The sequence below is a fragment of the Arachnia propionica genome (assembly GCF_003859805.1).
Lineage (GTDB): Bacteria > Actinomycetota > Actinomycetes > Propionibacteriales > Propionibacteriaceae > Arachnia > Arachnia propionica_C.
Window position 1 is genome coordinate 17567 of record NZ_RQZG01000021.1, and the last position, 20938, is coordinate 38504.

Consider the following 20938-nt stretch of genomic DNA (forward strand, 5'->3'; position numbering starts at 1 on the left):
ACAACGCAATTGTGTCACCTCATCGGTCCTCGATGGCGGGCAGATCCACCCGACCGGGCAGGTAGTACAGTGCCAGTGGTTCCAGGATCCGTTGCAGCTGCTGTAGGGCTGCCCGGCGTTCCCCCGTCGAGGAGGCGTCGGCCGCGAGTCGCGCGATCTTGACCGCACGTGACACCTCTGTGCGTTGACCGGGCGCGACGTGGCGCATCCCGAGTTTCTCGGCGTACTGCCTGGCCGTTCGGAACCGCACCTCGACCCGGGCAGCGGTCTCGAGCGACGGCGCATCGGCGAAGTCCACCAGTGCCGTCTCGAAGGCCGCCGTCGTCGGCACCGCCGGGTCGAACAGGGCCGGGTTCTCCAGCCGGTACACCAGGTCGGTGCGCAGCTCGGCGTACTGCTGCTGGACCCGTTCCACCAGCACCGTCGGGGACGGTACCGCCCCGGCGGGCAGTTCCCCCTGCCACGGCTCACCCCGTTCCACCGCCAGGGCGTAGGCGTGGACCGTCTGCTGGGTCACTCCTCGCGGTTGCCGTCCGAGGATCTCGACGCGGGTGAACCCGGAGGCGATCAGCATCGGGACGAGGAGGGTGACCATGCCTCCCACCCCGAACAGGGTGATGTTGTCGGTGGCCAGGGTCACCACCGTGGTGACGACGGCGAGCAGGACGGCCAGGCCCACGACCAGCCCGCGCGGCCATGTCGGGACGGAGAAGCCGGGAACCAGCAGGAACCGGACCGGCTGCGGAGCACGCCACCTGAACAGCTGCCCCAGCGCCTCGACGCGTCGGGTGCCGTCGATGCGGTCGCTGTCCGACTTCCGCCACGACGGGGCCTCCAGGTCCTCCCAGCGGTGTTCACCCCCGCTGTCCTGGTACAGGAGCAGCAGGTGACGCTGCTCATCGGTGAAGGCGACCAGCGCGCAGGGGGCGATGTCCGCCACTCGGGTGTCGGGGTCGATCAGACTCCAGGGTCGTGGCGTCATGACGACCCCCGGCCCGGGAGCTGTCTGCGGTGCTGGGCACCGACGGCCCGACGGATCTCCGGCCCGGTCGGCAGGTGGTGCAGGACCAGTCCGTCCAGCAGCGCCACGGCACGCTCCAGCGCGGTGGCCTGCTCCGTCGCGCTGGTGTGGGGGTCGGTGGCCACCCGCAGGGCCTTGACGGCACGCCGTGCCGGTCGTCGAGCGGCCCGGGGCAGGTGCTCCATCCCGACCTGTTCCGCGTGGTGGCGGGCGTGCCGGAAGGTCGCGACCACCCGGCTGGCCAGCTCACCTCGGGCCACCCGGCTCAGCTGCTTCCCGGCGGCATCCCATTCCACCAGCGCCAGGTGGAAGGTCTCGGTGGTGGGGCAGGTGGCATCGAACAGGGCCGGGTGCTCGATCCGGTAGGTGAGGTCGCTGCGCAACCGGCCGTACTCCTCCTTCACCGCCGTGATCTGTCGGTCCGCCAGGTCGTCCCGGTCCGCGAGGGCAGCGAGATCGGCGAATTCCCACCGTCGCCAGGACGTCTTGTACATCATCCGGTGGACATCGAAGAGCTCCACTCCCAGGCCGGTCAGGAGGATCAGGGACAGCAGTGGGAGGCCGACGATGCCCAGCACCCCGAAGATCTTGACCACATCGGGCAGGACCAGGAGGAAGAGGACGACGACGGCCGCCGTCACCGCCAGCAGGATCGCCAGGGGTCTCACCCAGCGACGGTTGCCGAACCAGCCGGGGACGGACACGATCCGTCCCTTGGGCAGTCGGAAGGCGCGCCTGACCGGCTGCTGCAGCGCCAGCACGGCCAGGTCACCGAGGGTGCGTTCGGGGGAGGCGTCCTTCACGTCCACCCGCTCGTGCACGCCCGTTCCGTACCACGACACGTGCCCGCTCTGCCACCGTTGCAACACCACGAGGCGGTCGTCCAGCTCGAGCAGTGTGTGCCCGTCGAGTCGTCCCATCGGGGTGGTGAGCGGGATCTCGGTCACCTTGGGGTCCATGGCTCACGATTCTGGCACGGCCCGGGGCTGGCACAATGAGGTGCCATGTCGCAGTTCCTGGCACCGGGTGTGCCCGAGGTGCCCGGGGTCCGCCTGACCGGACTGATCGGGCGTGGCGGTCACGCCATCGTGTACTCCGGGGAGCAGTTGTCCCTGCGACGCCCCGTCGCGGTGAAGGTGGACTCCCGGCCCATCCACGACGAACGCAACCGTCGTCGGTTCCAGCGGGAGATGGACGCCGCCAGCCGGATCAGCGTGCACCCGAACGTCGTGAGCCTGATCGACACCGGGGTCCTGGCCGATGACCGGCCCTACCTGGTGATGGAGCTGTGCGACGGTGGCAGCCTCGGTGATCTCCCCGAGCCGCTGCCCGCACTGGCGGCGACCCGGCTGGTGCTGGCGGTGGCGCGGGCGCTGGGTGCGGCCCATGCGGCCGGGGTGCTGCACCGCGACATCAAGCCGGGCAACATCCTGCTCGACTCGTACGGCATGCCCCGGCTCAGTGATTTCGGGATCGCCGCCATCCAGCGGGACGACAGCGAGGCCACCGCGACCCTGGAGTCGCTGACCCCGGCCTATGCCCCACCGGAGGCGTTCCACCACACGGAGCCGACGGCTGCCGGGGACGTGTGGTCGCTGGCCGCGGTGCTGGTGAGACTCATCACGGGACGTGGCCCCCGCACCCACGCGGATGGTCGTTCGTTGAACATGACGGAGATCATCGAGTCGCTGCCCCGGCCGCTGGATCTCAGCGATCCCCGGATCGCACCGTCGCTGCGGCCGGTGCTGGCGCGGGCCCTGGACCCGGACCCGCGTCGACGGTACCGAGGTGGCGACGAGTTCGCCTCGGCGTTGAGTGCGTTGCTCCCGGAGGGGACGCAGGCGGAGGTGACGGTGTCGCGCCCCATCACCTACGAGCATCCGCCGACCTGGCAGGTGCCGTCCCCACTGCCGCTGCGGCCACAGCCGGAGACCGAGCCCGGGGGACGCAGTCCGTGGCTCGCCGTCGGGGTGGCGGCGGCCCTGGCGGTGGTGGTCGCGATGGTCTGGGGCACGATCCACCTGGTCGGTGGTGGGCCCGAGGAGGTGCCCGTCGCTGCGCAGTCCCCGTCGGCGAGACCCCTCAGCCCGCCCACCCCGACCACAGGGCAGACGAGTCCCGGCCCGACCATCTCGAACGGTCAGGCCCCGAGCCCTGCTTCGACGGCGAGCCCGACGGCGGTGTCGTCGCCGGTCCCGTTCCCGGTGAATGCCGAGGGCCTGCCGGAGACACCGGACATGCCGTGGCCGCTCGGCACCTGCCTGCTGGCCGCCCTCGACGCGCAGGAGGTCTCGACGGCCACGCAGGTGCCGTGCGACCAGGCGAACTGGCACATCTTCGCCGGAGGCAGCATCGACCCGTCGATCCGGGCCGCCAGTGCCTCCGAGGCCTTCGGGCTGGATCCGAACGTGCCACGGATCTGCTCCGACGAGTACGCCCGGCTGGCGGGACTCGACGTCTCCCGCCCCCACGACGTCCGGGCCCTCGGCCCCACCCGCGACGAATGGGATGCAGGTCACCGGGGCTTCTCCTGCGCCTTCGTGGAGCAGTGAGCACGGTGCTAGACTCCTGAACACATGTCAGAAGGGTGAATCATGACATCGACGCAGCAACCGGGCCTACCCGTCGAACCGAGCGCCCGCACCTTTCCCTTGGCACAACTCGTCTCCTTGATCCGCGAAGGCCGTGTACGCATTCCGCATTTCCAGCGAGGGCTGCGGTGGGGCACCGAGGACGCCGTGGCGTTGATCGACAGCATTCTTCGAGGATTCCCCATCGGAAGCCTGCTGCTCTGGCGGAAACCTGCTCCTGCCGAAATGCTCAAGCTCGGGAAGGTCGTGATCGATGCCCCGCAATTCGGGGACGCCCTCTATGTTGTCGACGGCCAACAGCGGCTGACCACTCTTCTCAATGTCTTCGATCCTGACGCAGAGCGGGTCGGCGACTTCGCCTTGGTCTATGATCTCACGACAGACCCCCCGAGGGTACGCCGCCGCGATCGACGAGACGACGAGGCGAACACCATCCCGCTTCCGGTGCTGTATGATCTCCGCAAGCTGCTGGACTGGGTACGCGAACACCCGCAGCACACGGAAAAAATCGACGTCATCAACACTGCGACGCAGCGACTGCGCGAGTTCCACGTGCCCGCCTACGAGGTTCACTCCAAGGACGACGCTGCGCTGCGAGAGATCTACGACCGGATGAACAACACGGGAAAGCGACTCACCCGCGCGGAGGCTTTTCATGGGCTGTACTCGCCGGGAGACAAGGCAGAGTCACCCACAACCTTTGAGACCATTCAAAGAGAGATCGGGGAGCGGACCAAGTGGGGAAGCATCGACCTCGACACCATCCTTCTCGCTTTCTTGGCCCGTCGCGGACATGACATTTCTCGCGACATCCACAACGAATTCTCCAGCGATCGACGCAAAGCCACTGACTTCCCCGCAGAAAGCAACAACGAAGCCCACAAGAAGACCTTGGAATCCTTGGAGCAGAGCATCTCGTTCCTGAAGGACGAAGCCCAAGTTCCTCACTACACGTTCCTGCCCGACCGCTTCCTGCTGGTGGTGCTCTCCCGTTTCTTTGCCCACTTCCCGGCGCCTCATCCCCGCAATCTCGATCTGCTGCGTCGTGCCTACTGGCGCATCGCCATGGTCGGTTCCATGCTTGCCGGGGGCGGCACCGCCACAACCCGCACCCTCACCCAGCTCATCCAACCGGGCGACGAGAATGGATCGACACAGCGACTGATCAAAGTGACCACAGGTGCCCCCAGACGCTCTCCCCAGGCACACGATTTCCGCACCAACAAGGCATCCGGGAAATTGATGCTGTGCGCTCTGTGGGCCCTCGGACCACGCTCTTCGGACACAGGTGAACCGTTCAGCACATCAGATCTCACCCTGGAGATCGGACAGGCCTCGACTCCGGCCTCCGCCTGCCCGGAAGTGTTCCGACGCGACCGCCTTCCCGAAGAACTTCGAAACTCGCTCGGAAACCGGGTGATCGCCCCCGGGATCCCAGCGAACTCCACACAAGCGATCCTCCGATCAACCGATCAGGTCAAACAGTCCCACTGCTTCGACAATGCATCCCCCAACGATGACCCGAAGGAATTGGTGAGGCAACGTGAGAGCAGACTCCAGATGCACACCGCTTCTTTCCTGGAGCGGCAGGCCGCATGGAAGTTCGACGACTCCCCACCTCTCGATTCCTTTGATTTCGACGAGGAACACAACGCGATCCCATGAACATCAAGAGCTTCGCTGTGCGGGTGAACGGGAAGACGGTCGCCCATCTTCACCTGCGGGACAGTTTCACTTGGCTGACCTGGCAGACAGGTTACTGGGATGACCCCGACCGTCCAGTGTTGGGGCTGCGTTTCGAGGAGAACCCTGAGGCAGAGGTCAAGGCGAACCAGCGACTTCCGCCGTGGTTCTCCAATCTGTTGCCCGAGGGGATCCTTCGGCAGTGGGTGGCCGAGGCAGTCGGGATCAGCGAGCAACGGGAGATGCCTCTGCTGGTGAGGCTGGGCACCAGCCTCCCCGGCGCGGTCACCATCGTTCCTGCCGAACCGGATGTCGACCCCACCTGGCAGCCCCAGGAGATCACTCCACCGCCTCCCCCAACGCATGGGGACGGAAGATTCCGGTTCAGCCTGGCAGGAGTGGCGTTGAAGTTCTCGATGCTGCAGCAGGGCGACCGCCTGACCATGCCCGCTGACGGCGGGGAGGGCGACTGGATCGTCAAGATGCCGGACGCCACCTACCCGGAGGTTCCGGTCAACGAGTTCACGATGATGACCCTGGCCCGCCACTGCGGCATCGAGGTGCCCGAGATCCGGCTGGTCCATCGCGACGACCTGTGGGATCTGCCCGATGCCGCCTGGCCGAGGGGGCAGGACCTGGCCTATGCGATCCGTCGTTTCGACCGGACGGGGAATCACCGCATCCACATCGAGGACCTGGCCCAGGTACGGAACTTCTACCCCGAGGACAAGTACCTCGGTTCCTTCGAGACCGCGGCAGCACTGGTGCGAAGGGGACACGACGACGCCTCCTACCTGGAGTTCGTTCGCAGGCTGTTCTTCAGCTGTGCCATCGGTAACGGGGACATGCACCTGAAGAACACCTCTTTGATCTACCGTGACCCGCGCCGCCCCGTCATCTCCCCGGTCTACGACCTGGTCTCGACCATCCCCTATGTTGCCCCGGCCCCGGACGACCTCGGACTCCGACTCGGGCGCTCTCGACGTTTCGAGGAGGTCACCCCGGCCTCCTTCGAGGTGCTGGCACGGCGGATCGGGGCCAGTCCGGAGGCCACCATGGCCGCCGTCGCAGAGGTCTCGGCCCGGCTGCCCGAGGCCTGGCACCGCACCACCGACCTGCTCGCCCCACTCCCGAGACACCGTACCTGGCTTGAGCACCGCATCCCGGAGGTCAGCCGTCGCTTCTCGGGATGATCCCTTCCAGGAGGTCGAGCAGTACTGGCATTCCACTGGACGGGTTGGGGCCGATCTGATTGGCCTCCGCCCTGCGAGCTCGCGTGTAGGCCTCCCGGTACTGCTTGACCGGGAACGAGGAGGACAGGTGTTTTTCCTGTTTTTCCCTGCTGGCATTGAGGTCTTTCAGTTCGGTCTGGAGCTTCTTGGAGTCGCTGTGCCGCGTCCAGTCCTTGAAGTGCCACAGCAACCACACATCGAAGCAGGGATTGCTGACGAGAACCCGTATGCCATGCTTCCTCGCCAGCTCGAATGCCTCCTCGAGGGTCTGATGCTCGTCACGGTCCACGAGACACACGACCCAGTCGTGGTCACTCTTCGCCTGCTCCTTCACTGCCCGTTTGACCACTCGGAGCGGGTCCGTCCCTTCCCCACAGACCGTGAAGGAGGCGATGCTTCGCGGCATGGCCTGCTTCAAGAGCTGCAAGTACTGGGGTTCTGTGACGGTCCCTTCGGTCACGACCAGCCCGCGCCTGCGCTCAGAGCGTCCAGACCGCTTGCGCGGTGCCCGACGGCTCATGCCGCTGTCTCGTCGTCGCTCAACAGGGAGTGGATGAGGCTGGGGGCCAGGGCAGGGACCGCACCGTAGCGACCTTCCAGGTAGCGCTTTGCGATGTTGTGATCTGAGTGCGTCGTGAAATCCGCCAGCGAGAACAGCTCGGTTGCGCCGTCGCGCTCCTTCTCCGTGAACCAGATCTGGCCCTTGGCCAGCTCGAGGTGGGACAGGTTCGACAGCAGGTAGGTGTCGTGACTGGTGAACAGGATCTGCGCGCCGGTGGTGTTGACCTTCGGGTCCTGGAAGAACCCGATGAGAATCTCCGCCAGGTGCGGGTGCAGGCTCGAATCAAGCTCATCCACGACGAACACCCCACCTCTGCGGAGCTGGTTGATCGCCGGGATGGCCAGGGCCAGCCAGGCCAGTGTCCCATCGCTCTCCTGGCGCAGGCTGAAGGGCCTCACGCCGTGACCGTGGAGAAACTCCAGACGTCGGATCACAGCTTCGGTGGCTGGCTCGGACAGCGGCTCCCCTTCCGTTTCCCCCAAGGAGGAGAGGGCTTCCCGGAAAGCCGTCTCGAAGCGCGCCATCCGCTCCCGGTCCTCGAGCGGGATCGGGTCCTCGCGCAGGTTGACCTCCGTGATCCCGACATCAGCGATGCGCAGCACTGCCGCGATCGCCTCCGGCGTCGATCTGCCCTCCTTGAGGTCCGCGACGATGGCACCGATGCGGGTCCTGCGCTGCCCCTCGCCGAAGGGCACGAGGTCGAAGCCCTCGAGCAGCCCCCTGCCAATCGTCGCGAGTGGCTCATGGTCCAGCTTGATGGCCCGGCTGATCAGCAGCTCGTGGGCGGCAAGCAGGCCGACCGTGCGGACACCTCGACCATACGAGACCCGCTCCCGCTCTCGCTTGAACAGGGAGCGCGGCTTCGACGTGGGCCGGTCCAGCAGCCACTCCCGCACCACTCCCTGACCGTCCACCTCGAAGCCGTAGGTGTGACGCCTGCCGTCAAGCACGAACTCCAGCTCATACCGGCTCGGCTCGTCCCGGTGCCGGTCGTCGAGCTGGAACGGGCCCCGCGGCATGGTCTCGCGGCTCAGCCACTCCGACGCCGAGTCCCGGATCGCAGCCAGGACGTAGCGGAGCGCATCCACGACCGTCGACTTGCCCGACGCGTTGGCCCCGAAGATCCCGGCGGCAGGATAGGTGCTCGTGACCCACGTCTGATCACCGCTCGGGTAGAACCCCGTGAGCGAGGGACGGGTGAACTCCAGGACCGCCTCGTCGCGAATGGACCCGTGGTTCTGCACCGTGAAACTGAGCAGCAGCATGACACCATACTACATACCCGAGACGATCTGCTTGCACAAACACAGATTTTCAGGAGAAAAACCCTTGGAATCCAACCCTTCATGCAGCTCACCTGCGGCTCAGCCGGTCGGCGATCAGCACGACGGCGGGGCGGCGTCCCGCGGCGGACCATCGGTGGCTGGCCAGACCTGCCGCCAGGAGGGCCAGGACCAGGGCAACTCCCGGCCAGCCGAGCTGTGTTCCCTCCGCCGTCGGGTCGATGAGGTCGAGCCCTCCCTGGGCCTGGACCAACAGCAGGAGGAACAGCCACAGCAGCACACTCGCCGCGCCGAGGAGCGGCCCGAGCAGGGCGATGCCCACCAGCGTCGCCGACAGCACCACGGTGATGGTGCAGCCGAACAGCACGAACAGCGACCACGGGGCCGCCTCGGCGCGCAACGCCGGGTCCGCCAGCGTCCACTCCGGCGGCACGAAGGTGACGTAGAAATCACCCACCTCCCACAACACCCGTGCCAGCAGCGGGGCTGCGCCGAACGCGAGGACCGTCACGGCCGCGCCCACGGCGTCGATCAGCCGGATCGGCCGGGGCGACTGCGCGTCGACCCAGTCCAGCCTCGGCGTCATGGCATACAGGGCGAGAGCCCCGAGCAGCACCGGGACCAGCTCCCCCACTGCCGCCAGGCGGTCGCCGTACTGCTCCGCCCACGGACCATTCAGTGCCACCCACCAGTAGCCATAACACGTCGCAACCGCAGCCACCCAGGCCAGCGCCGCCAGCCACGGCACCCTTCCCCCGAGCCATCCCCTGCGCATCAAGGCAGGTCCTCCGGCAGGATGAGGCAACGATCCAACCCGTCCTGGTGCGCGGCCACCCACGCGGCCCAGTCCGCATCGTCGAAGGCCGCGAAGCGGTCCATCACCGCGGCCTCCTGCCCGCCCTCGCCCAGGACCAGATCGTATATCTCCCGGATCTGGGGCGAGGTGACCTTCCCCGCCCCGAATCGGATCCGGGCCAGGGCCACGTCGTGCAGGACATTGCGCTCATCTTCCAGGGCTGTCTGCGGGCATTCCACCGCAGGGGTCATGAGCAGCCTGCCCGCCCATGACCTGACCTGCACCGCACCCCACTCCTTGCGACTTCCCGCCGCTTCCCCCAGATGGTCGTGGCCCGGGGTTCTCGGCCCGCCCTGGGAGATGACGTACGGCCGCTGCCCCTGCGCCACTGGTGGCACCAACGGGCTCATGAGTTCGGCGATGAACTGTCGCTCCCCCTCCGCCTTGGGATACAGGCAGAGCTCCAGGTCACCGGTGTTCTCGCACCTGACCTCGGCCGTCGAGTCCTCCTCGGTGAGCAGGGGCTGCTGGAATGCCAGGAAGGCCATCACCACCAGTGGCGCCGCCACCCACCCCAGAGCGGTCCAGCCTCGACGGTTCCTGGCGGCGTGCACCTCCGCCATCCCGACGGCGACCTTGAAGGCCGTGAACCCGACCAGTGCGAAGAACATGATCTGGATCAGCTGCGTGGACCACAGCAACCGCTCCCCCAGTCCGGGACCACCCACCGACCACATGTAGGACGCGCTCATCACGGACATGGAGCGGTTGAGCAGCAGCACGTCGTTGATGAGGAAGGCCGGGGCCACCACCGTCACCACAGCAGCCAGCGGGGCCAGCACGATCCCGACCCTGGGACCCGCAACCAGGGCACCACAGGCACCCACCGCCACCAGCGAGGCCACCCCGGTCAGCAGCGCCGCCAGGGCCAGCAGATCGGCCAGGCTCCACGGCAGCCTCGCCATGCTGACCAGCACCACCGGCAGGTGGCCCGCCAGCACACCCACCACGACGGCGATCATGGTGCTCCCCAGCTCCTTGGCCAGGACCCCGGTGCGCGCCCGCCCCGGGGCAGCCCCCACCAGCACCGAATCCGGCGTGTGCTGCGCGGTCACCCAGCAGGCCAGCCAACCGGTCACCACTGCCCACACGGGGTAGAAGAGCCTGGCGGAGATGATGACATCGGCCATGTCCGTGGCTCCGAGGTCACGCCACAGCAGTGACACCGTGCTCCCGAGGGCCAGCAACGCACACACTCCCGCAATGACGGCCCCCCGGATGAGCCACCAGGACTGCCTCCCGGTCATGACTCCCGCCTTTCCAGGACGGCGAAATAGGCCGCCTCCAGCTCCGGCTCGCCGTGGATGTTACCGCCCAGTTCCCGGAATGCCGTCATGGAGTCGTCAAACTTGATCTCTCCCTGATCCACCACCACGACGGTGTGCGCAGAGGTCGCGAGGTCCTCGATCAAATGGGTGGAGACGATCACCACGGCGTGTTCCCCGGCCTGCGAGACGATCTGCCGCAACCCCTGCCGATGCCTGGGGTCGAGGCCGACGGTCGGCTCGTCGAGGATGAGAATCGAGGGTCGGTGCACCAACGCGCAGGCCAGCCCGAGCCGCTGCCTCATGCCGCCTGACAAGGAGCGCGCTCGGCTGGCGGCCCGATCCGCCAGGCCCACCAGCTCCAGGGCGTCGGCCACCGCGTCCGGGATGTCCCGTTTGCCCATCCCGTGCGCCCAGGCGGCGTACTCGACGTTCTGTCTGACCGAGGCCCACCCCATCACGGTGAACTGCTGCGGCAGGTAACCGATCCGGGACCGCACCTGGTCGACCGTTTCCCGGCCGAGCCTCACATCCCCGACGGTGATCTCGCCCCGCTGCAACGGATGGGCGGTGGCCACCAGCTTCATCAGGGTCGTCTTCCCGGCCCCGTTCGGCCCGAGCAACCCGGTCACCCCCACCCGGAACGTCGTCGAGATTCCATGCAGTGCGTCGCGCGCCCCATAGGAATGAGAAACCCCGTGCAGCCTCACCGCTGCATCAGCAACACCGCTCATGCCCAGAGTGTGGCAGAGCCGTTCGCTCCCTTGCCACCGGAGCAGGGAAGAAGCGACGAAAGTCTGATCTCCCTCCCCCTCCGGTCCTCTCTGGACGGACGTCACCTCCTCCACCGGTGGAACATCCCGGTTCGCCTGCCTTGGGACGGAAATGCCTGCCTTGTTCGGAATTGCCTGCCTTATTAGACAGGCAATTCGAATCAAGGCAGGCAAACCGACATCAGGACAGGCGAACCGGGGAAGCCGACGGGGTGCGGCGGTGGAGGGTTCGCCGGTCGATCAGTGGGGACCGGACCTCAGGCCAGCTCGAGCAGGGCCGGACCGGGGCGCTCCGGTGACAACTCGAGCACCCCGTCGGCCAGAGTTGCCCAGTCGGGGGTCAGCAGCACACCGTCCGGCACCTCGACCGGGGCGTCGGCGTCGATGAACAGCAGGCGACGATCCCCGGAGCGGCCCAGCCGGGTCCAGGCCCCCTCCACCTCCAGCACACCGTCGGCGACGAACTCCTCCAGCAGCGGCCCGCAGGCCTTCATCCAGGCCCCGATCCGAACCAGCAGCTCCGACTGCCACCCGGGCAGCGTGCCATCGGCCTTCGGGGTGACCCCGACCAGCAGACGGCCACCCCGCCACACCATGTCCACCAAGTCCCGCATCAGCTCCAGGGCGGTCTTGGCGTGCTCCGGACCCTCCACCGAGTTGTACCCGAAGGACAGCCCGAGCCCTCGGCAGTGCTCCCACACCGCCGCCTCCTCGCAGTTCTTCAGGTGCTGGTACTCGCTCGTGGCGTAGTCCTGGTGCGGCACGTTCCAGCGGTCGTTGACCAGGCCGTCGGGCACCGCACGGTAGTACTCCTCGAACACCGTCCCGATGCCGTCGGCACGGAAGTCCTTGCCCTCGTCCGGCCAGTTGATGTCGTTCCACAGCACGTCCGGCGAGTACCGGGCGACGAGGTCGCGGACATGGTTCGCGGCGTAGCGGGCGTACTCCAGGTCGTTCGGACGCTCCGTGATGTGCCAGTCGTCGCGCAACCCGATGGGTTCGGTGGGACGCACGTGCCAGTCCAGACCACCCGAGTAGTAGGCCCCGAACCGCATGCCGACCTCCCGGCAGGCGTCCGCCCACTCCTGCACCAGGTCCCGTTTCGGACCCCGCGCGACGGTGTTGCGGCCGTTCGTCTCCGGGGCGTCCCACAGGCACACCCCGTCGTGGTGCTTGGTGGTGAGCATGATGTAGGCCCCACCCGCATCCGCCAGTTCCTTCGCCGCCGACAGGGCGTCGAAGTTCTCGGCCTGCCACTGGTCGAGGAAGTCGTCGTAGTCACAGCCGCCGTGCACCTGCTCGTGGTGCTCCTTGGCCGGGGACCCCTCGATGCGGATGGTGTTGAAGTACCACTCCGCGTACGGATTGTGCTTGAACCACTCCATCGGGGGGATCGCCCCGAGCTCCGCCACCGGCTCCCCCCACGCGGGCACCGAGTACGGCCCCCAGTGGATGAAGAAGCCGAGCTTGGCGCGACGGAACCACTCCGGGGTCTCCCTCCCCAGGGCGTCCCACCGCTGCTTGTCCGCCTCGAACCGTGCGCTGAGATCAGCGTCCACCGAATCCTCCAAGATTGATTCCCTTCGCGAGTTGTTTCTGCATGGCGACGACGATGACGAGGCTGGCCAGCACGGAGATGGCGGCCGCCGCCATGAGGGGTCCCCAGTCGGTGCCGTGCTCACCGGAGAACCTGGACAGACCCAGCTGCAGCGGTGCCTTGTCCTGGCTGTTGATGATGATCAGCGGCCACAGGAACGAGTTCCAGTAGTCGATGAAGGCGAACGCGGCGACCACCGCGATCGGGCCGCGCAGCAGCGGCACGATGACGTGACGCAGGATCTTCAGCTGCCCGGCACCGTCGATCCGGGCGGCCTCCTCGTAGTCGCCGGGCAGGGACAGCAGGAACTGCCGGAGCATGAAGGTGCCGAAGGCCCCGAAGGCGAACGGCAGGATGATCATGGCGTAGGAGTCCACGGCGCTGAACATGTCGGCCCCGAGGAACAGCGGCACCACCAGCACCTCCGCGGGAAGCACCAGGGTGGCGATGAAGATGCTGAACAGGGTGCCCCGTCCCCGGAACTCCAGCCGGGCGAAGGCGTAGGCGTTGAGCACCGAGACCACGACGACGATGAGACAGCCCAGCGTCGCGTAGACGAAGGTGTTGACCAGGATCTGCCCGAACGGGATGGTGCTGAAGGCCTTCTCGAAGTTGTCCCACCGCACCTCGCTGCCGAACAGCGCGGTGCCACTGGAGAGCACCTCGTTGCTCGGTTTGAGGGCGGAGAAGAACATCCACACGAACGGGGAGACGAAGATCAGCCCGAAGAGCACCAGGAGGGTCTTGGAGATCACCTTCCCCCACTGGATCTTCCTGTCACGAGTCATAGTTCACCCACTTCTTCTGGCCGACGAACTGCAGGGCCGTCAGCAGCATCACCAGCACGAACAGCACCCAGGCCAGTGAGGAGGCCATGCCGAGGGCGTCGTAGGAGAAACCGGAGCGGTACAGGTGCAGCACCAAGGTGTTGGTGGAGTCGCCCGGCCCACCCTTGGTGAGCATGAAGGGCTGGGTGAACACCTTGAACGCCCCGATCACCGTCATGACGGAGGCGAAGAACAGCGACGGCGACAGCATCGGGAAGGTGACCTTCCAGAACCGGCTCCACGCCGTCGTGCCGTCGATCTTGGCGGCCTCCATCACGGCCGGGTTGATGTTGTTGAGTCCGGCGGCCAGCACCACGATGTTGTACCCGACGGCCTGCCACAGCGACATGAGGATGAGCGAGGCCATCGCCCAGAAGGGGGTGCCGAGCCAGGAGGGGCCCTGGATCCCGACGGCGGCGAGGGCGCCGTTGATGACGCCGTTGTCGTCGAGCAGGACCCGCCACACCAGGGCGTTGGCGACCATCGGGGTGACCACGGGGATGAAGAACAGCACCCGGAAGAACGGGGCCCAGTCCGGCAGGGAGTGCAGCCACACCGCGATGCCGGTGGAGACGATGAGGTTCACCGCGGTGTACCCGATGGCGAAGATGGCGGTGTTGAGCAGCACGGTGTAGAACACCGGGTCCTGCCCGGACAGCAGCTTGACGTAGTTCCCGAAGCCCACGAACTCGGGGTCGCCGTAGAGGGGCCAGTTGTGGAAGCTGATCACGATGGAGGCGATCAGCGGGATCACCATGAAGATGAGGAAGCCGGACATCCCCGGGGCCAGGTGGAGGAAGGCCAGCAGGCCCTGTCTGACACCGGGTTTGCCGGCCTTCCTCACCTTCACCCCGGCCGGCGTGGCAGCCAGCTGGGTCATGGGATCACTTGATTCCCTTCTCAATGGCGCTCAGGATGTCCTCGGCGGTGCGCTCACCACGCACACCCTCCGGGGAGTACTGGGCGAACTGGGTGTCCACCTGGTTCCAGTTGGTGGTGGTGACCAGCGGCTTGCCGTCCTTGAGCAGGGCCTCCATCACGGCCACGTCGGCCTCGGGCTTGCCCTCGGCCCAACCGCTCATCGAGGCCTCCAGCGACGGCACGGTGCCGCGGTGCTTGCCGACGTGGGCGATGACCTCGGGGGTGGTCATCTTCATGATGTTGGCGAAGGCCGCCTTCTTGTCGGGGCACTTGGCGGAGATGCCGAACCCGGAGCCCTGGATCATGCCGATGGGCTTGCCGCTCTTCGACGGCACGACGGCGACCCCGACCTCGGCCTTGGTGCCCTCCTTGATGGTGGAGTAGAACCAGGGGCCCTCGATCACCATGGCCGCCTTGCCGCTCATGAAGTTCTGCATGCTGACGTCGGTGACGTCGGCGGAGCTGGGGGCGGTGGCCACCTTCTCCTTCGCGACGAGGTCGAAGCCCCACTGGACGTCCTCGACCAGACCCGGGTCGGTGAGGGTCAGTTCGCCGTCCTTGGTGGGGGTGTGGCCGTTGGCGAAGGCGAAGGACAGGTAGGGGTAGCCGAATGCGGGCGCGACGGCGAAGCCCATCACGTCACCGGAGGTCAGTGCCTTGGCGTCGGAGAGGAACTGCTCGGTGGTGTAGTCGAGGCCCGGCTCCTGCAGACCTGCGGCCTTGAACATGTCCTTGTTGTAGTACAGCACCATGGGCTCGGCGTCGTAGGGGATGGCCCGGACGGTGCCGTCGACGGTGAGGCCCTCCATCATGGCGGAGTTGTACTGGGTGAGGTCGACCCCGGCCTCCTTGGCCAGCTCGTCGAGCGGGGAGAGCAGGCTGCCGAGCTCCTGGGCGCGGGCCGCCTGCGTGGTGATGATGCAGGGGGCGTCGCCGGAGCTCATCCGGGTCTTGACCTTGGTCCAGTACTCGGCGAAGGTCGGGCCCTCGATCTCCAGCTTGAAGTCGGCGTCCTTCTCCTGGGCCCCCTTGACGAAGCTCTCCCACTGTTCGCGGTCGGAGGGGCTGGAGACCCAGGTGTACATCTGGTTGGCCTGTTCACCTTTGCCGGACTTCCCGCCATCACAGGCTCCCAGGGTCAGGGCGAGCGCCGCCGCGACGGCAGCAGCTGCGATTCGACGTTTCATCATTGCGACTTCCTTGTCAAGCCAGGGGCGGGGGTGCAGGACCACGCCCGAAGTTAACGCTAACATCAGGAATGATAAACGACCCGACCCGAAATGTCACGACATTTGCCAGCAGGAGTGCCAAGGCCCTCGTCGCAGGCCCTCAGAGCCGACGGATGACGCGGGCCGGGCTGCCCACGACCACCGCCAGGGGCGGCACGTCCTTCGTCACGACGGCCCCCGCACCGACCACCGCACCGTAGCCGACCCGGACCCCGCCGAGGATGGTGGCGTTCGCCCCCACGAGGACCTTCTCCTCCAGCTCCACCGGGGCCGGAATCAGGTCGGCCCGACGGTTGGGGTCGAGGTCGTGGTTCAAGGTCGCGACGACCACGTTGTGGCCGATGAGCACGCCGTCGCCGATCTTCAGACCGCCCTGGTCCTGGAACCGGCAGCCGGAGTTGATGACGACGTCGCCCCCGATCTCGGTGTTCTTCCCGCAGTCGGTGGTGAAGGGTGGGAACAGGGTCACGGAATCCGGCACCCGACGCCCGAACAGCAGGGTCAGCAGCATCCTGAGCTCCGCGGGTTCGTGGTAGGTGCCATTGATCTCGGCGCACAGCAACAGCGCCTCCTGGGACAGGGCGTGCATCTGCTCGAGGACCGCATCACCTGCCCTGACCGGCTCGCCGGAGGCCATGCGGTCCCGAAACCCCTGGACGTCGACGGTACTCATGAACACCTAGCCTGCCACGCCGAGGGGCCTGAATCCCGGCTTTCCCTGTCAACCACTGGGCCGTCTCGCCGATGCCACACCGATACCGTCAGCCCATGGCGATGACACTCAGACCGACCCCTGATGCCGTCACGAGGCGACGATCCGGGCCATCCGGGCAGCAGCCGCACGGTCAGCTGCCGTGAACCCCGCCCCAGGCCTCCTCGGCGGCCGTGATGAGGTGCAGGACCCCGCGGAAGGTCTCGCGATGTCCCGCATCCGGCATGTGCCGCGCCAGGATCGCCTCGACGCGGGACACGAAGCGTTCCGAGTGCGGGTAGCCCTCCTCGTTGACATCCGGGTGATCCCCGGGCTCGCTCTCCAGTTCGACGATGTCGGCGACAGCCCCCAGGAAGGCGGTGAGGCTGGGCGCGACCCAGTACTCCTCGCCGTCGCCGGGACGGCAACACAGCACGCGTCCCGAGGGGATGTGGACGAACAGCGTCGAGTCATCGACGAGGGTTGCGAAGGGGACGCACTCCGGCTGCTCCCATCCGTCGGCGAGGGCCTCGCAGTCGGTGACGGGGTGGAAGGTGACGAACACCGGATCACCCACCCGGCAGAACCACTTTCCCTGCCGGATGTGGCGGTAGTACTCGCCGAGCTCGCCCCAGTCGTCGGCAGGCAGCGACGGCGCGGGGGTGAAGGACTGGGGCTCGGCCGAGTAGCTCACATCGTTGTCCACGGCGTAGTGGGCGACGACACGTTGCAGCAGGTGATGGTCCATGGGCTCCTCCTTTGACAGGGTCGGGGCTCCAGTCTGCTCCCACCGTCGTCAAGCGGCATCCTGCGCCGTCTTCGTGGTTTCGCCTGTCTTGATGCTGATTCGCCTGCCATTTTCGCGGCTCGCCTGTCTAACGAGGCAGGCGAATCGAGATTGGGCAGGCGTTTCCGAATCAAGACAGGCGAACCCGTCGTAAGGCAGGCGAATCAGCGTACTGAGGAGGCCGACGGGAGGGAGCGAGGGGCGGGAGAGGGTGACTGGAGGATGGGGTGGTCACGAATCGCCGCTTTGCTTCGGTGAGCCCGCGATGTCAACGCTGCCATTGAAGCAACACGGCGATTCGTGACCGTGGTTGATACGGGCGGTTGGCTGGCACCATCAGGCGCTCCTGTTCGGTGAAGAAGAAAATCCCCCAAGTGCGCTTCCAAGAGAGGCGTGGGGGATATGGTTCCCCCAGCTTAGACAAGGAGTGGCCCCAAGGCAAGACACAGGCCTGCTCGCGCTCACCTGCTCGCGACGACCTCCCGGGCGACCCGGTGGGCCTTCGTCGTGCCCTTGGATGCGGCCAGTGCTGCGATGTTCGGCAGCAGGGCGGCGCCCGGCACCTCCGGCAGGTACGACAGCAGCGTCTCCAGGACCGAGCCCGTCGACGCGGGTCGTCGGGCGGCCCCGGTGAGAGACTCCGCGACGGCGACGAGCAACGGCCACACCAGGGCCAGCCCACCCGCGTCGGCGATCATCGCGGCCATCGCAGCGACCCGGCTCGGGTTGGGCGTCCAGTGCTCGGCGAGCGGCGACGACCACGCCCGGGCCAGGTCCGAAGGCGCGAGGCGCCCCTCATCCCAGGCCGTCAGCAGGGCATCCGCGACGGCGTCGGGGCGCGGGATCCGCGAGACCGTCGCCAACGCCGCGAAACACAGCAGCGGGTCGAGTTGGGCCGCCACCTGGAGCACCGCGAGCAGCGGCTCGCGCGGCGGGGCGCCATTGTCGACGAGTTGCAGCAGCTGCACGCTCGGGCGCGACGTGGCGAACGGCAGCAGCTGCAGCGTCCACGGCCGGGACAGCCGTTTCGGCTGGTAGGCCTGCGACCAGGCCGAACTGATCCCGAGCATCCCGTGCCCCGGGGCGGGCTCCCCCACGATCTCCAGCTGCGGGCGACTCCCCCGCGTCCATCCGATGACGGGTTTCCGTGCCGGAGGGTGGGTGCGGATCTCCGCCGGGGGCTGGGGTTGCCGCCACGCCTCCAGCACCTCCACCAAGCTCCGCTGCCTGCCGAGGATGGGCGAATCGAGGTGGGAGAGGTCGTCCGGGGCCGTCGTCGGGTCGAGCCGCCCGAGCGCCACCGCCACGTCCACCGACCCCACCGCGACCCCTGCCTCGCGGTGGCGGGCGACGCGTTCCGCGAACTCCTTCCACCCCAGCAGCATCCGTTCGTGACTGGGTGTCGAGAGCAGGCAGGGGATCTCGCCGAGCCTCCCCAGCGTCTCGTGCAGCCGCAGCGTCGTCAGCCGGGCGAGCGCGTCGGGACGCCCGTGGTCGGAGTGGTCCGGGCTGCCGAACAGCTCCGCCACCTCGTCGACGGTGCTGGTCCGGGTGAGGCGGTGCAGCTCCGGCAGGCCGTCGACGTGGGCGACGGCGACGACCGCCGCCAGCCAGCGTTCCAGCCACACCGGGGTGAGCCGGTCGGGGCCCTGGACGCGGTTGTCCGGGCCTGTCGGCCAGCCGCCACCGACCAGATCGAGGGGGTCCAGGGCTGGGTCGAGGCCCCGCAGCTGGGCCCATGCGTTCCACTCCGGCTCGTCCGGGCGCGTCCAGGTGAGGGGCTCGGCCGGGGTTCCGGCGGGGTCGCGCCAGAGTCCGACGGGACCGGACTCCTCGACACCGTCGCCCCAGAGGACCAGCAGGTCGCGGGCGAGGTCACGGCAGGTGGTGTTCTTGTCCTCTGCGAGCGCCCGCACCGTCTCGAGGACCTCGACCGGCACCGCATCCAGCCGCGACAAGGCCTTCAGCACCTTGCGGCGCGGGGTGACGGCACGGCGGGGAAGCACCTCCTGCGCCAGGTGGGTCAGCTGGTCGCCGTCGAGGTGGGGCAGGATGTGGTCGACGGCGAGCCGCACGACGGCGTCGTCGGCCCCGGCCAGGACCGTCAGGAGTTCCGTGCGCAGCCCGGGAAGTTCGTCGGTGAGGTCGAGCTCCTTCAGCCAGTGGACCACCGAGCGTTGCGCCTCGCTCCGTTCGCCGCGTCGCACCGGCTCCAGCAGGGCCAGGGCCACGTCTCGTCGCTCCTCGGCCGCGATGACGGCAGGGCCGGTGAACAGTGGCCGCCCGGAGAAGGTTCCCGGCACCCGGGATGCGGCGATGACCCACTGGGCGAGGTTCGGGGCAGGCGTGGTGAGCGAGTTGGCCCAGGCGGCCCAGAACCCCGCCGCCGTCGGCAGTGGCAGGTCGAAGCGGGTGATGAGGGCGCAGAGGTCGCCGAGATGGAGGCGGGCGGCCTCACCCCGGCTGGCGAGGTCCACGAACTCGGCCGCGAAGTCCGGGCCCCGGGCGGTGACAGCCGCGAGGAGCTGACCCCGCGGCGGCGGGTACCCCCAGCGGGCGAAGCCGAGGGCCTCTGCCGCCTCCCGGGCGGTGCCGCCGTCCTCAAGGGTGAGGATGGCCCCGAGACCCCCCAGCAGATGGCGCCAGGTCGAGTGCCCCGGCGTCGTCGTGACGTGCTTGAGCACCTCACGGGCCCGGACCCGGTCCTCCTCCGGCAGCCGGGCCAGGGTTTCGGCGACGGCGTGGTGCCATTGGTTCTCATCCACGCCGCGTGGCTGCAGTCTCCCGAGCCAGGACGGGATGTCGTCGCGCCTGGGCAGTCCGACGGCGTCGGCGAGGTCGTCCAGGAGCGGGCCGCAGAGTTCGACATCGACGGGGCTGGTCGCGGCGATGAGCGACTCGGCCCAGGCCCGCCCCCGCCCGGCCCAGTGGTCGACGAGGGCCCGGCGCGCCTGGTCGTCGGCCAGCAGCTCCGCCACGACCTGATGGTGGAGGGGTCCCAGCACCAGCGCAGGGTCGTCCTCCAGCACGACGAGCAGCGCGGTACGCGGGCAGTCGGCGCGGCCACCGTCGCGCCAGAGGTCACGCAGGGCGGTGCGTTCGTCGTCGCCGAGGGCTGCCAGGTCGGCGACGAGCCGGGTGGCCGACGGTGCCCGCCGGGCCATCCGGCAGAGGCTCTTCACGGTATGTTGCATGGATCCTCCCTTGGAGACCATGTGCGCCACAACTGCCGCGAAGCGGCCTCAGCGAATTGGGGCACGTTGGCCTTCCTGAGACGGTCCAACAATGTACAGAGGGTGATGTGAGGTTTCTTCGTTGCCTGGGCCTGTTTCCGGAGAGCACCCATGACAACGGATGGGCTGAGGTCCAGTTGGTTGAGGAGGAAACAGTCCGGGGACTGAGCTTCCAGTTTCAAGGGGCTCAACTGCTGCTCGGGAAAGTCACGGATGTTGAACGTCACGATGACATCCGCCCTTCCCACCGCGGCCGCCGCCACGACATGGCGATCGTTTGGGTCCGGCAGAGTGATATAGCTCTCTTTAAACAAGATCTTTCTTGTTGATGCGGTATGGGAATGTGTTGTTGGTGATGTAGGTTTCGAAGGCGTGGCGGGTGTCGGT

The 20938-nt window shown here is 67.6% G+C and carries 17 protein-coding genes and 1 pseudogene; 3 read left to right on the forward strand and 15 right to left on the reverse strand.

From position 1 onward, the window contains the following. Nucleotides 1–19 precede the first annotated feature (19 nt). Both EII34_RS14355 and EII34_RS14360 read right to left on the reverse strand, forming a co-directional pair. Entirely contained in the window at nucleotides 20–982 is a 963-nt protein-coding gene (locus tag EII34_RS14355; RefSeq protein WP_124845863.1) for a hypothetical protein, read from the reverse strand. Beyond that, complete coding sequence (locus EII34_RS14360; RefSeq protein ID WP_124845864.1) at nucleotides 979–1980, reverse strand: hypothetical protein; 1002 nt, start codon at nucleotides 1978–1980, stop codon at nucleotides 979–981. The genes EII34_RS14355 and EII34_RS14360 overlap by 4 nt, the downstream gene beginning before the upstream one ends. A 45-nt stretch (nucleotides 1981–2025) precedes the next feature. Between EII34_RS14360 and EII34_RS14365 the strand changes: the two genes are divergently transcribed. The 3 genes from EII34_RS14365 to EII34_RS14375 are packed head-to-tail and all read left to right on the forward strand — an operon-like array spanning nucleotide 2026 to nucleotide 6488. Continuing rightward, nucleotides 2026–3573, forward strand: coding sequence for a serine/threonine-protein kinase (locus EII34_RS14365; protein ID WP_124845865.1), 1548 nt, complete (start codon nucleotides 2026–2028; stop codon nucleotides 3571–3573). Nucleotides 3574–3615: 42 nt separating this feature from the next. Continuing rightward, nucleotides 3616–5277 carry a DUF262 domain-containing protein gene (locus EII34_RS14370; protein ID WP_124845866.1) on the forward strand — a complete coding sequence of 554 codons (1662 nt, stop codon included), beginning with the start codon at nucleotides 3616–3618 and terminating at the stop codon, nucleotides 5275–5277. After that, nucleotides 5274–6488, forward strand: a complete 1215-nt coding sequence (locus EII34_RS14375) for a type II toxin-antitoxin system HipA family toxin (protein WP_124845867.1) — start codon at nucleotides 5274–5276, stop codon at nucleotides 6486–6488. Before EII34_RS14370 ends, EII34_RS14375 begins: the two co-directional genes overlap by 4 nt. On the opposite strand, the gene EII34_RS14380 is transcribed toward EII34_RS14375, so the two are convergent. From EII34_RS14380 to EII34_RS16325, 13 genes and pseudogenes are all read right to left on the reverse strand, one after another. Then, nucleotides 6466–6987, reverse strand: coding sequence for an RloB family protein (locus tag EII34_RS14380; protein ID WP_185711362.1), 522 nt, complete (start codon nucleotides 6985–6987; stop codon nucleotides 6466–6468). The genes EII34_RS14375 and EII34_RS14380 overlap by 23 nt on opposite strands. Before the next feature lie 56 nt (nucleotides 6988–7043). Next, the gene (locus tag EII34_RS14385; protein WP_124845869.1) at nucleotides 7044–8354 is read right to left on the reverse strand and encodes an AAA family ATPase; all 1311 of its coding nucleotides are present in this window, start codon (nucleotides 8352–8354) and stop codon (nucleotides 7044–7046) included. Nucleotides 8355–8442: 88 nt separating this feature from the next. Beyond that, complete coding sequence (locus EII34_RS14390) at nucleotides 8443–9147, reverse strand: hypothetical protein (protein WP_124845870.1); 705 nt, start codon at nucleotides 9145–9147, stop codon at nucleotides 8443–8445. Further along, nucleotides 9147–10475 (reverse strand): hypothetical protein, encoded by a 1329-nt coding sequence (locus tag EII34_RS14395; protein WP_124845871.1) that lies wholly within the window; start codon nucleotides 10473–10475, stop codon nucleotides 9147–9149. Before EII34_RS14395 ends, EII34_RS14390 begins: the two co-directional genes overlap by 1 nt. Next, the gene (locus EII34_RS14400; protein WP_124845872.1) at nucleotides 10472–11227 is read right to left on the reverse strand and encodes an ABC transporter ATP-binding protein; all 756 of its coding nucleotides are present in this window, start codon (nucleotides 11225–11227) and stop codon (nucleotides 10472–10474) included. Before EII34_RS14400 ends, EII34_RS14395 begins: the two co-directional genes overlap by 4 nt. A 296-nt stretch (nucleotides 11228–11523) precedes the next feature. Then, nucleotides 11524–12825 (reverse strand): alpha-L-fucosidase, encoded by a 1302-nt coding sequence (locus EII34_RS14405; protein ID WP_124845873.1) that lies wholly within the window; start codon nucleotides 12823–12825, stop codon nucleotides 11524–11526. Beyond that, nucleotides 12815–13651 (reverse strand): carbohydrate ABC transporter permease, encoded by an 837-nt coding sequence (locus EII34_RS14410; RefSeq protein ID WP_124845874.1) that lies wholly within the window; start codon nucleotides 13649–13651, stop codon nucleotides 12815–12817. Before EII34_RS14410 ends, EII34_RS14405 begins: the two co-directional genes overlap by 11 nt. After that, nucleotides 13641–14570 (reverse strand): carbohydrate ABC transporter permease, encoded by a 930-nt coding sequence (locus tag EII34_RS14415; protein ID WP_185711363.1) that lies wholly within the window; start codon nucleotides 14568–14570, stop codon nucleotides 13641–13643. Before EII34_RS14415 ends, EII34_RS14410 begins: the two co-directional genes overlap by 11 nt. 4 nt (nucleotides 14571–14574) lie before the next feature. Continuing rightward, the gene (locus EII34_RS14420; protein WP_124845875.1) at nucleotides 14575–15801 is read right to left on the reverse strand and encodes an ABC transporter substrate-binding protein; all 1227 of its coding nucleotides are present in this window, start codon (nucleotides 15799–15801) and stop codon (nucleotides 14575–14577) included. A gap of 139 nt (nucleotides 15802–15940) precedes the next feature. Next, nucleotides 15941–16513 carry a DapH/DapD/GlmU-related protein gene (locus tag EII34_RS14425; protein WP_124845876.1) on the reverse strand — a complete coding sequence of 191 codons (573 nt, stop codon included), beginning with the start codon at nucleotides 16511–16513 and terminating at the stop codon, nucleotides 15941–15943. 172 nt (nucleotides 16514–16685) lie between these two features. Next, nucleotides 16686–17279, reverse strand: coding sequence for a hypothetical protein (locus EII34_RS14430; RefSeq protein WP_124845877.1), 594 nt, complete (start codon nucleotides 17277–17279; stop codon nucleotides 16686–16688). 500 nt (nucleotides 17280–17779) lie between these two features. Then, nucleotides 17780–20512 (reverse strand): hypothetical protein, encoded by a 2733-nt coding sequence (locus EII34_RS14435; RefSeq protein ID WP_124845878.1) that lies wholly within the window; start codon nucleotides 20510–20512, stop codon nucleotides 17780–17782. Beyond that, nucleotides 20497–20938 (reverse strand): annotated as a pseudogene (locus EII34_RS16325) (hypothetical protein); the annotation flags it as partial. The pseudogene EII34_RS16325 and the gene EII34_RS14435, both read right to left, overlap by 16 nt.

Bases quoted from the DNA above. Each gene is read 5' to 3' on its own strand.
- EII34_RS14365 (WP_124845865.1), top strand. From the start codon at position 2,026: ATGTCGCAGTTCCTGGCACCGGGTGTGCCCGAGGTGCCCGGGGTCCGC.
- EII34_RS14395 (WP_124845871.1), bottom strand. From the start codon at position 10,475: ATGACCGGGAGGCAGTCCTGGTGGCTCATCCGGGGGGCCGTCATTGCG.
- EII34_RS14415 (WP_185711363.1), bottom strand. From the start codon at position 14,570: ATGACCCAGCTGGCTGCCACGCCGGCCGGGGTGAAGGTGAGGAAGGCC.
- EII34_RS14420 (WP_124845875.1), bottom strand. From the start codon at position 15,801: ATGATGAAACGTCGAATCGCAGCTGCTGCCGTCGCGGCGGCGCTCGCC.
- EII34_RS14430 (WP_124845877.1), bottom strand. From the start codon at position 17,279: ATGGACCATCACCTGCTGCAACGTGTCGTCGCCCACTACGCCGTGGAC.
- EII34_RS14375 (WP_124845867.1), top strand. From the start codon at position 5,274: ATGAACATCAAGAGCTTCGCTGTGCGGGTGAACGGGAAGACGGTCGCC.
- EII34_RS14355 (WP_124845863.1), bottom strand. From the start codon at position 982: ATGACGCCACGACCCTGGAGTCTGATCGACCCCGACACCCGAGTGGCG.
- EII34_RS14390 (WP_124845870.1), bottom strand. From the start codon at position 9,147: ATGCGCAGGGGATGGCTCGGGGGAAGGGTGCCGTGGCTGGCGGCGCTG.
- EII34_RS14410 (WP_124845874.1), bottom strand. From the start codon at position 13,651: ATGACTCGTGACAGGAAGATCCAGTGGGGGAAGGTGATCTCCAAGACC.
- EII34_RS14370 (WP_124845866.1), top strand. From the start codon at position 3,616: ATGACATCGACGCAGCAACCGGGCCTACCCGTCGAACCGAGCGCCCGC.
- EII34_RS14385 (WP_124845869.1), bottom strand. From the start codon at position 8,354: ATGCTGCTGCTCAGTTTCACGGTGCAGAACCACGGGTCCATTCGCGAC.
- EII34_RS14435 (WP_124845878.1), bottom strand. From the start codon at position 20,512: ATGCAACATACCGTGAAGAGCCTCTGCCGGATGGCCCGGCGGGCACCG.
- EII34_RS14400 (WP_124845872.1), bottom strand. From the start codon at position 11,227: ATGAGCGGTGTTGCTGATGCAGCGGTGAGGCTGCACGGGGTTTCTCAT.
- EII34_RS14425 (WP_124845876.1), bottom strand. From the start codon at position 16,513: ATGAGTACCGTCGACGTCCAGGGGTTTCGGGACCGCATGGCCTCCGGC.
- EII34_RS14360 (WP_124845864.1), bottom strand. From the start codon at position 1,980: ATGGACCCCAAGGTGACCGAGATCCCGCTCACCACCCCGATGGGACGA.